The sequence below is a fragment of the Mesorhizobium sp. M1D.F.Ca.ET.231.01.1.1 genome, from assembly GCF_003999155.2.
GTDB lineage: Bacteria > Pseudomonadota > Alphaproteobacteria > Rhizobiales > Rhizobiaceae > Mesorhizobium.
Genome location: NZ_RZOZ02000019.1, coordinates 60473 through 70141 on the forward strand (window position 1 = coordinate 60473; position 9669 = coordinate 70141).

The 9669-nt window shown below is 60.2% G+C and carries 8 protein-coding genes and 3 pseudogenes; 3 read left to right on the forward strand and 8 right to left on the reverse strand.

What is annotated here, in order from left to right:
- Nucleotides 1–215 precede the first annotated feature (215 nt).
- Nucleotides 216–2798: an EAL domain-containing protein gene (locus tag EN874_RS30700; RefSeq protein ID WP_126057614.1), complete on the forward strand. Its 2583-nt coding sequence runs from the start codon at nt 216–218 to the stop codon at nt 2796–2798.
- Between the two features lie 314 nt (nt 2799–3112).
- On the opposite strand, the pseudogene EN874_RS33905 reads toward EN874_RS30700, so the two are convergent.
- A pseudogene (locus EN874_RS33905) lies at nt 3113–3626 on the reverse strand (transposase); the annotation flags it as partial.
- Between the two features lie 122 nt (nt 3627–3748).
- Here EN874_RS33905 and EN874_RS30710 point away from each other — a divergent pair.
- Together EN874_RS30710 and EN874_RS30715 are read left to right on the forward strand one after the other, a co-directional pair.
- Nucleotides 3749–3961: a hypothetical protein gene (locus tag EN874_RS30710; protein WP_126057615.1), complete on the forward strand. Its 213-nt coding sequence runs from the start codon at nt 3749–3751 to the stop codon at nt 3959–3961.
- A pseudogene (locus EN874_RS30715) lies at nt 3861–4143 on the forward strand (transposase); the annotation flags it as partial. The gene EN874_RS30710 and the pseudogene EN874_RS30715, both read left to right, overlap by 101 nt.
- A 298-nt stretch (nt 4144–4441) precedes the next feature.
- Here EN874_RS30715 and EN874_RS30720 read toward each other — a convergent pair.
- From EN874_RS30720 to thiS, 7 genes and pseudogenes are all read right to left on the reverse strand, one after another.
- A pseudogene (locus tag EN874_RS30720) lies at nt 4442–5224 on the reverse strand (sensor histidine kinase); the annotation flags it as partial.
- Nucleotides 5225–5253: 29 nt separating this feature from the next.
- Nucleotides 5254–5886 carry an Hsp20/alpha crystallin family protein gene (locus EN874_RS30725; RefSeq protein WP_126057616.1) on the reverse strand — a complete coding sequence of 211 codons (633 nt, stop codon included), beginning with the start codon at nt 5884–5886 and terminating at the stop codon, nt 5254–5256.
- A gap of 531 nt (nt 5887–6417) precedes the next feature.
- On the reverse strand, nt 6418–6642 hold the full coding sequence (locus tag EN874_RS30730) for a DUF982 domain-containing protein (RefSeq protein WP_245454712.1): 225 nt from the start codon (nt 6640–6642) through the stop codon (nt 6418–6420).
- 627 nt (nt 6643–7269) lie between these two features.
- A complete protein-coding gene (locus tag EN874_RS30740) occupies nt 7270–8085 on the reverse strand; it encodes a hydroxymethylpyrimidine/phosphomethylpyrimidine kinase (RefSeq protein ID WP_126057617.1) in 816 nt (271 codons plus the stop codon).
- Nucleotides 8076–8681: a thiamine phosphate synthase gene (locus tag EN874_RS30745; protein ID WP_126057618.1), complete on the reverse strand. Its 606-nt coding sequence runs from the start codon at nt 8679–8681 to the stop codon at nt 8076–8078. The genes EN874_RS30740 and EN874_RS30745 overlap by 10 nt, the downstream gene beginning before the upstream one ends.
- Nucleotides 8678–9451 (reverse strand): thiazole synthase, encoded by a 774-nt coding sequence (locus tag EN874_RS30750; protein WP_126057619.1) that lies wholly within the window; start codon nt 9449–9451, stop codon nt 8678–8680. Before EN874_RS30750 ends, EN874_RS30745 begins: the two co-directional genes overlap by 4 nt.
- 1 nt (nt 9452) lies before the next feature.
- Complete coding sequence (thiS, locus tag EN874_RS30755) at nt 9453–9650, reverse strand: sulfur carrier protein ThiS (protein ID WP_126057620.1); 198 nt, start codon at nt 9648–9650, stop codon at nt 9453–9455.
- Between the last annotated feature and the right edge of the window lie 19 nt (nt 9651–9669).

Genomic DNA, 9669 nt, shown 5'->3' on the forward strand with positions numbered 1-9669 from the left:
ACCTCGATCTCATTGTAGGCCCGTCATCGGATCATATGGAAATCGGTGAGCTTCATCCGCCGGCCTTTTACAACGTGGTTTGGTCGATCCTCTAGGGGATTACGCAGTCTTAAGCCAGCATTAATACCTTAGACGCGACACTAGGAATACTTTTACTATTCGCTAAAGCTCGATGCTATTTGACGAGGACTGGTCTTGCGTTTGCAGTTTTCTAGATGAGAGGGCTAAAGGACATTAGCGTCGGGACCAAGCTCTCGTTGGGCTTTGGGCTGGCGCTGCTGTGCGTCGTGGCCGTGGGAGTATTTGGGGTCGCGCAACTGCGATCACTCAACAAGGTCACGAGCGAGATCACCAGCGTTTGGTTGCCCCAGGTCCAGATCGTCGGCGAGATGAAGCGCAACCTCGCGGAACACCAGCTCTATGCGACGTTGCGCGTGCGCACTGCCGAGGCTGCGCAGATAGCCGGCATTGAGAAGGAGATGGCGAGGGAAAGCGACGAAATACTGCAAGGTCGGCGCGCCTATCGCCGGAGTGCCGGATCGCTGGCCGAGCAGCAGCTGTTCGACCAGTTCGTCAACCTATGGACGGCCTACGAAGATTCCCTGACATCGATTTTCCCGCTCCTCGAAACAGGAGGGCGAACAATGGCTGTCAAGGAGTTCGAGACGGTATCGCTCCCGACCGTTGCCGCCGCCACGCAGCGATTGGACGACCTGCTGGCCCTCACCAACGAGCGCAGCACGGCCGCGGCGGTGATGGCGGACAGGACCTACACCGTTGCGCAAAGATTGACTTGGCTGGCAGTTCTTTTTGCCGCCGGGTGTCTTGGTGGGCTTGTCGCCTGGATACGCCACAATGTCAGCAAGCCGATCCTCGCCGTGACCGAGGCGATGCGTTGCTTGGCGCAGGGCGAGCGCCGTTCGAGTCTCATTGCGCTGAAAAGGGATCGGCAGGACGAGGTTGGAGTGCTGTTCTCGGCCTTTGCCGGCTACCGGGCCAGCCTGGAGCGCAGCGATGCCTTGGCCCGAGAAGCCGAGCTGGAGCGGCAGCAATTGGCCGCGGCCGCCGCCAATATGCCCGTAGGGCTTTGCATGTTCGATGCGGAGAGGCGGCTGGTTCTGTGCAACCAAAGCTACGCCGATCTCTACCATGTGCCGGAGCCCCTGACTCGTCCCGGCACGCCGTGGATCGATTTGATGCGGTTCCGGATCGCGGCGGGCCTCTATGCCGGCCATGACCCGGAAAAGTATGTGCAGCAGCTGACGGAGACCATCGATCGCGCAGAGCGGACGGTGAGCCTGGTGGAACTCAGGGACGGACGCACCATCGACCTCATCCATCAGCCACTGCCGGGCGGCGGGTGGCTTGCCACTCACCATGACGTGACCGACTTGCGGCGGAGCGAAGCCAAGATTTCATACATGGCGCGCCACGACGGACTTACCGAGCTTCCAAATCGCATATTGTTCCGCGAACGCGCCGAGGAGGCTTTGGTCGAGATGCGGCGTGATGGTAGCAAGATTGCTTTCCACTGCCTCGATCTCGATCATTTCAAGATGGTCAACGACACGCTGGGGCACCCGGTTGGCGACGCCTTGCTGAAGGAGGTCGCCGCCAGACTGAAACAGGTGGCCCGTGAAGGCGACACCGTGGCAAGGCTCGGCGGCGATGAGTTCGTGATCATTCAAACCGCGGTTGATCAGCCGGTCGAGGCGACAGCTCTTGCCCAACGGGTCATTGATGGGCTGAGCGCACCTTATGTCGTCGATGGCCACGGGGTTATGATCAGCGCCAGCATCGGCATCTCGATCGCGCCGGACGATGGCATTGACGCCGACCAACTTCTCAAGACCGGCGACATGGCGCTCTACCGGGCGAAGGCGGAAGGCCGCGGAACCTACAGGTTCTTCGAACCGGAAATGGATGCGCGCATGCAGGCGCGGCGGTTTCTCGAACTCGACCTGCGCGAAGCGGTGGTGCGGCAGCAGTTCGAAATCTACTACCAACCGCTCCTCAATCTCGACCGCGGCGAGGTCAGCTGCTTCGAGGCGCTGCTGCGCTGGCATCACCCGACGCGCGGCATCGTATCCCCGGGAGAATTCATCCCGCTGGCCGAGGACATCGGCCTCATCGTCCCGATCGGTGAATGGGTTATCAAGCAAGCCTGTCTCGACGCGGCAAGCTGGCCCGGTAGCATCAAGGTCGCCGTCAATCTGTGCCCGGCGCAATTTCGCAACGCGCGCTTGCTCTCCACCATCGTCGAGGCATTGGATATCTCGGGACTGCCCCCCAGCCGGCTTGAGCTTGAGATCACCGAGACAGTGCTGCTGGCCAACAGCCAGGCGACTCTCTCGATGCTGCAACATATCCACATGCTCGGCGTTCATATCGCGATGGACGACTTCGGAACCGGATATTCGAGCTTGAGCTATCTGCGCTCGTTCCCATTCGACAAGATCAAGATCGATCAATCCTTCATCACGGACGCCGGAGATATCGACAGTTCCGTCGCCATCATTCGAGCGGTCACGAGCCTCGGCAACAGCCTCGGGATGCAGACCACCGCCGAGGGCGTCGAGACCGTGGAGCAGCTGGAACGGGTCCGAAGAGAAGGCTGCACCGAGGCGCAGGGCTTCCTGCTCAGCCGCCCGCTGCCCGCGCGGGACATCCCCGCGATGCTGGAGCGGACCCGCGCCGTGGTGGCGGGCGAGATCATTGAGACCGAACCCGAAACGTCAGGCGAGCGAGACACGGACAAGCCGGGCAGGCGTCGCAGTAGGGCGTCTGTCCCCGCCTAACCGGGATGCAAGCGAAAAACAGTGCCAACGAACATGAGTTTGCCGGCCTAGTTCAGGCCGCCACTCGGATCATGTCGATAGCGGGTGTGTAGGTCGGCGCGGCTCGAAATTAGGTGTGCTGAGCGCCGGTCAAAGTGGGATTAGCTTGTCATATCGATTATGGGATCCAGGTTGAACCCGACTTGCAGGACTCTGCTCGTAACCGAGCAGATCAACCTCACATTCGGTCGCTGCTCTTCACGGCTGCACCAACATCCCGCCTACGGCCGCTGGGCTCGGGCGACGAGACCATTCTGAGTGAGCGGCGTTTTATATACCCGTTCGGTCGTCAGTACCTTGCGTTCACGACAGATACGCCGGCGATCCTCCTGCTCCGGTGTTGGCTCTTTGACCATTGCACATATGCGCGGTTCGCCTCGCTTGAAGGCAAGGAGAGACGAGCGTTTCACCATCGATCTTATCGGTTTTGGCTCGGCGACTGCGACGAGACACTGCGATAGAAGCGGGATCAACGACGTAGCTCTCGATCCCCGCCTTGCTCAGAACCCGATGGATCCAGGAGCCATCGAGCCCGGCTTCCTGGATAGCGACGACGGGGAAGTCTGGCCCCATGCGTGCTCTTGCCTTCTCTCGCACGCTATCGAAGCGACGGAACAAGGCGGATAAATCACCACTGGGGACACTGTGTTTCGACAACTTCTCGCCGCCACCTGGCGACAACGACGAGATCAGCCAGGTTGAACGGCTGAGCTCCAGCGATACGAAGATTGCGCCCAGACCAGTCCGGATAGCAGTCAGAGTTTCGGATCGGTCGGCCACTACATGCATGGTGTTCCTCCGCGGGGTGTTTGTTAGCAGCGTCACTCTGCCAGAGCACGCGCCGCTATCCATCCGTCGCCATGGGATCTGGTGATTGTTCATGTCGCCGATTCCCGCGAAGGAACGCCACCATGACCAAGATTGAAAGTAAGACCGCCAGCGCTGCCGTCAAAGACATTCTGCTTTCAGACCCGGACGGACTTCACGAAATGATCCGTGCGGTGATGCAGGAGGTGCTCGAGGCCGAGATGGACGACGGTGGAGGAGACCATCGAGCGCACGCTGACCTTCTTTTGCCTGCCGCGCCAGCATCACAAGCATCTCAAGAGCACCAACATGCTTGAACGGCTCAATGAGGAAATCCGCCGGCGCACCTATGTCGTGCGCATCTTCCCCAACGCCGAAAGCTGCCTGCGCCTCGTCAGGGCGCCGGCTGTCGAAACCAACGAAAACTGGATGGAGGCCCTACATCAACATTGACGACCTGCGCGAGCACAAGAAGCTCGCTCTACGCCAAGCCGCATGACCAGCATCGTGGCCGCCCCATTTTGCAGAACTTGACGCACACAACCGCCACTTCGAGTTTACCGACCGCACCGAGTCATCCACGCAAAGACCTGCGCAGCGTCAGCTTCAGAGCTTGGTCCCACCGGCTGAACGCCAAAAAAGCGGATCTTGGCCATCGGAAGCGCCCTCAACCGACTGAGAGGTTTCGGCTTATGCGATGCGACTGGCAGTCCTGCGCTCCGGGGACAAGGCCGTGGCGGCAGAAGATCCCCTGGACATCAGGCGATGTCCGGAAGGCAGCATCGTAGTAACGGTTTTTACGCCGCTCGCGGCACGCGCGAGGTGAACGTCGCCCGGGTGACCGACACGCTGGTGCCGTCAATATCGCTGATAATCTCCACCCTGGCCTCCAGTTGTTTCACCAGTGCTTCGACGATGGCTGTTCCAAGTCCGGTAGCCGGTACGTCGTTGGCGATCTTGCCGACGCCATTGTCCGAAACCGTCAGTTTCCAGTCACTGCCCGCGGTCTCGTAGCTCACCTGGATGCGAGCGCCGGTTCTCTTCTTGGGGAAAGCATATTTGATGGCGTTGAGCACGAGTTCGGTGACAATTAGTCCCAGACTGACTGCCCTTTGCGAATCTATCCTGCCGCCTTCGGCCATTACGGTGACCGTGATCGGCTGGGCTTCGCCGACCATCGACGAGGCGAGGCTGCTGCACAATTTCGGTAGGTAAGAGCCGACATCGATCTCGTCGACGCCGGCGGAGGTGTGGAGATGGCGTTGCACCTCGGCCACGGACAGAACGCGCTGATGGGCGTCCTTGAGATGCTGGCGCGTCTCTTCCGACGTCACCGAGCGTGCCTTCAGCAACAGGATCGAGGCAATGATCTGCAGGCTGTTGGCAACCCGATGCTCCATCTCGCGCAGCAGGACGTCTTTCTGCCGAAGCAGGTCTTCGGTGCGACCGAGCAGTTCTTCCTTCTCCCGCTCGATGATACGACGGGCCGTTATGTCATTGAAGGCGAGAAGGATGGTGATGGCCGAACTATGGTCGTAAAGCACCTTGCGGGCATTGAGCAGCATGGTGCGACGGCCGATCCGCGTTCCTGAGCCATGCTTGCCTCCCTCTATCCCTTGATCTGGATCTTCTTCGGCCGATCCGCCTCCGGCCGGTGCAACTCGACTTCGAGCAGCCCGTTGGCGAAACGCGCCTCGACCCGTTCCGGGTCGACGCGGAATGGCAATTGCACTGTCCGGGAGAAGGTCCCATAGGCGCGCTCACGGCGGTGCCAGACGGATTTCTCGTCCTCCGTTCGAGGCTCGCGCGTTCCCTTCAATGTCAGAATGTTCTCGCGCACCGTGAGGCCGATTTCGTCAGGTGATATCCCCGGCAGTTCCGCGGCCACCGCCACGCTGTCCTCGCCAGTCCAAAGATTGATCGGCGGAAACTCCTGAGCGGCGCTGGCGGTCAGCCCGGCCAAACGCTGGTTTACTTCCTGTTGCATGCGCCGCATTTCCACAAACGGATCGAACCCGATGCGGCCGAAATCCGACAAAAGCATGTACATCCTCCTATGATTCACGACCTTGCATGATTGCCACGCGCGACACGTGCGTGCGCACCGGAAGCGGAATCGATCGATGGCAACAGGAGGGGCGATCAGCACAGAGACCGAGCGGCCCGATCGCGCAACCTCGCAGAATGCGAGAAAGAGGGGTTCGGGCAGACGCCGGAACACATCCTCCTTGCGAAGCGACATGAACCGAACTCGATCCACCGTAGGGCCGGACCGTCATTCCCGTGCCAGGACCCGATAGCGGCATCCGGCTTTATCATTAGGTGGCCCCAAATGGCCTTTCACGAGGTGATCTTTGACATTCCACCAGTCACCTCTTCGGCAACAGCGGGGTCCCTTCGAATCCGTAGCCACGTTGCCTCTAGTCGCTGATTTGGCTTCCCTTTGCGCAACTGTCGGGATCGACGAAGCGTCCCGAATTGCACCGCGGTTCGATCAACTGATCGCAGGCGACGCGCCGCATCGTCATGGTAGCTGACGAATGAATCGGCATGACACGTCGCAGTGACCGAGACATCAAGCCAGCACCTATGTCGGCTTGCCGCAAGTCAAAAGAATCCAGCCCTGCGTGCCGCGTTCGCTGACCTTCGCCAGTGACGCCATTTGCATTTCGGCCGGACAGATGGGCACAGACATGTGCAATTCCCGCATCGCCCATTATTGGAACTCACAAGGCGGCGTTCTTTCCGTCTTGGCGAGCAGCGGGCCAACGCGTTACCGGCGGTGATCTTCCTGCAGCTTTAAATCAGTCGCCACCAACGACGAAATCAGATTTGGCCAGCACGCCGGCAATCCTGGCAAATCCCACAATGCTTGCCGCGCCTGCTCGGGTGTCATCTGTCCGGCGATCGCTGCGTTGCTGCTTCTCACCGCGCAACTGAATACCGGTCCCCGACGCGCTTTTGGCCACTGATTCAGGAATACGAGCGCTTCGCGCACTGTGTTGATGTCGTGACGACGTCGTTGGTCTTAACCTGGACCGGCGATAGGAAAGCCAGACCGGTTATTCTTACCTCCCTGCGATCGCACGCTGGATCTTTCATTCGGTGGTTGGTTGCGTGACAGGTTTCGAACGTTAGGTCTTGTTTTCTCTGGAAGATCGGGCTGTACGACATAATCCAAATGTTGCGACGCAGCGAAGGCTTCTGCTGGTTCCCGAGTTGAAAAAGCCAGTTGCACCTGGATGAGTGTGTCGCCGCCACCCAATAGCCCATCAGATGTTCAATGGCAGGCGGCGTCCGACGCTCGAACAGCAAGCGCCACGGCCGGCGGGTAGCCGATGCCACAGCTTTGGAGCTGCCCCGGATACTATTATAAGACCGATTGACGCGGGGCTCGACGCGTTTGCGGCAAATAAGCTCGAGTGTGGACAGAGATGTGACGTTCTATTGAGTCGCTGACCCAATCGGTAGCGACCTGGTGATCCACGCAACCAATTCCGGTCGTTTCTGTCACTAAGAACTCGATATTCGCTATTTGCACCTCGAAAGTCGCATAATTGGCAGTGAGAAACTCAACGCGTTGTGAGGATGGCATAGAGAAGCAGTAGCCCCTTCTCTAGTCTCGCTACGGGAAAAATTCTGGAAAATGGGTCTGCTTGGCTGGACGCAGAACGCTGTGGTTATTCAGCCGGCATTTCTGAAGCCTCTCCAAGACAAACAGCTTGCCTTCGCGCACGCTGTCTTCGAGCGGCTTCGGCTTCGCCAGATGCGCCGCAATCGCGCTGGCCAGCATGCAACCTGTCCCGCGCATCGATGTGGCAAGGCGCGGTGCATCGAAGCGGATGGGTTCGTGCCCGGAGCGTAACAGAATATCGGTCGACCGGGTTCCCGACGCATGCCCACCCTTGATCAGCAGGGCTTGAGGGCCGGCGGCCAGCAGTCTTTTTCCTTGTTGGAGCGCTCCGTCCTCATCCACTGCCAGTTCGGAGCCACTAAGGAGCGCCAGTTCAGGGAGGTTGGGCGTGACAATGCAGCAAAGCGGCATAAGATCGCGCTTCATGGCAGCGATAGCGCCTGCTTGCAGAAGTGCGCGGCCTGAGGTGGAGGCCAGCACAGGGTCGAGTACTGCGGGGACATGCGGAAATTTGCGCAGCACTGCGGCAACGGCAACAATGATCTTGGCAGTCGCCAGCATGCCGATCTTGATTGTGGCCACGTCGTTGGCCTGCAGCGCGGCGCACATCTGATTGGCCACCAGGCTAGGTGGCGAATAATAGATTTCGATCACGGCGTCATGCGTTTGCACCGTTAGCGCTGTGACGGCGAGACAGGTGCGCACGCCAATGGCAGAGATCGTCTCGATATCGCGTGCAATTCCAGCACCGCCACTGGAGTCCGATCCACCGACGACAAGCACATGTGGTTCTCGCCTCAGCGCCATTGGTCCGTCTTTTCGATCCATTCTCGCGTGCGCGCCTCGGGGTCGTCGTTGAGCGTGATGTCGGTCACCACCGCCGCGCTGTCCGCGCCAGCCGCAAAGACACCGTCGAGCCGCTCAGGGTTGAGGCCACCAATGGCGACCAATTGAAACGGCGCGACCTGGCGCTTCCATTCGCTGATCCGTTCGACCCCTTGCGGCGCCCATTTCATCTTCTTCAGGATGGTCGGATAGATGGGTCCAAGCGCTATGTAGTCAGGCTCGGCGGCCATCGCCGTTTCCAGCTCCTGATGATCATGTGTGCTCAGTCCGAGCCTTACGCCGGCTGCCCGTATCGCCAAGAGGTCAGCGGTCTGCAAATCCTCCTGGCCGAGATGTATGAAGTCGCAGCCTTCCTCGATTGCCAGGCGCCAGTGGTCGTTGACGATGAGTTGGCACTGGTATCGAGCACACAAGGCCTTCGCGGTGCGGATCTCCGCGCGCAACCCAGCCTCATCCACGGTCTTGATGCGCAGTTGCAGAAGCCGGACTCCGAGTGGGACCAGCCGTTCGATCCAGGCAGCGCTGTCGACGATCAGATAAAAGGGATCGAGCTTCATGAAAAAACGGCCCTGCCGACCATCGGTGTCGATGGCACGGCGACGTCGCGCGGTTCGAGCATTCCCGAACTGAACGCCTCACGACCGGCGTCGACCGCCTTACCGAAAGCACGCGCCATGCCGACCGGATATGCCGCCTTGGCGACCGCTGTGTTCAGGAGCACGGCGTCAAAGCCGAGTTCCATGACGGTGGCCGCGTGCGACGGCCGTCCGAGCCCCGCATCCACAATCAGCGGGACGCCAGGGAAATATCCGCGCATCGAGCGCAGCGCCGTCATGTTGACCGGTCCCAAGGCGGAACCGATCGGTGCGCACCACGGCATCAGGACCTTGCAGCCCGTTTCCAGCAGCCGCTCGGCGACAACGAGATCGTCGGTGGTATAGGGGAATACCGCAAAGCCGTCCTCGCACAGGATGCGGGCGGCTTCAACCAGACCGAACACATCCGGCTGTAGCGTGTCGTGATTGCCGATCACTTCGAGCTTGATCCAGTTGGTGCCGAAGACCTCGCGCGCCATTTTCGCGGTGGTGACGGCTTCCTTGACGGAGAGGCAGCCGGCGGTATTGGGCAGGATTCTGGCGCCCAGCGAGCGGATCAACGACCAGAATTGTTCGCCGGCTCTACCGCCCGCCATCTCACGCCGCAACGAGACGGTCACCACCGACGTGCCCGACGCCTTGACTGCATCGGCAAGGATGGCCGGCGAAGGATATTGAGCGGTGCCGAGAAGCAGGCGCGACGAAAGCTCGGTTCCATAAAGCTCCAACATGCTAGCCGCCCTGCATGGGCGAGAGGATTTCGATCCGGTCGCCGTCGCTCAACTGGAACTCCGTGCGGTTGGCTTTGTGCACGAGGTCGCCGTTGACGGCGGTGGCGAGCCAATCGCCCTCATAGTCGAGCGCGGCAAGCAACTCGGCCAGCGTGGTGGCGGCAATCTCACGCGCCTCGCCGTTGACCATCAGTTTCATGAGCATGCTCCTTGGTTCT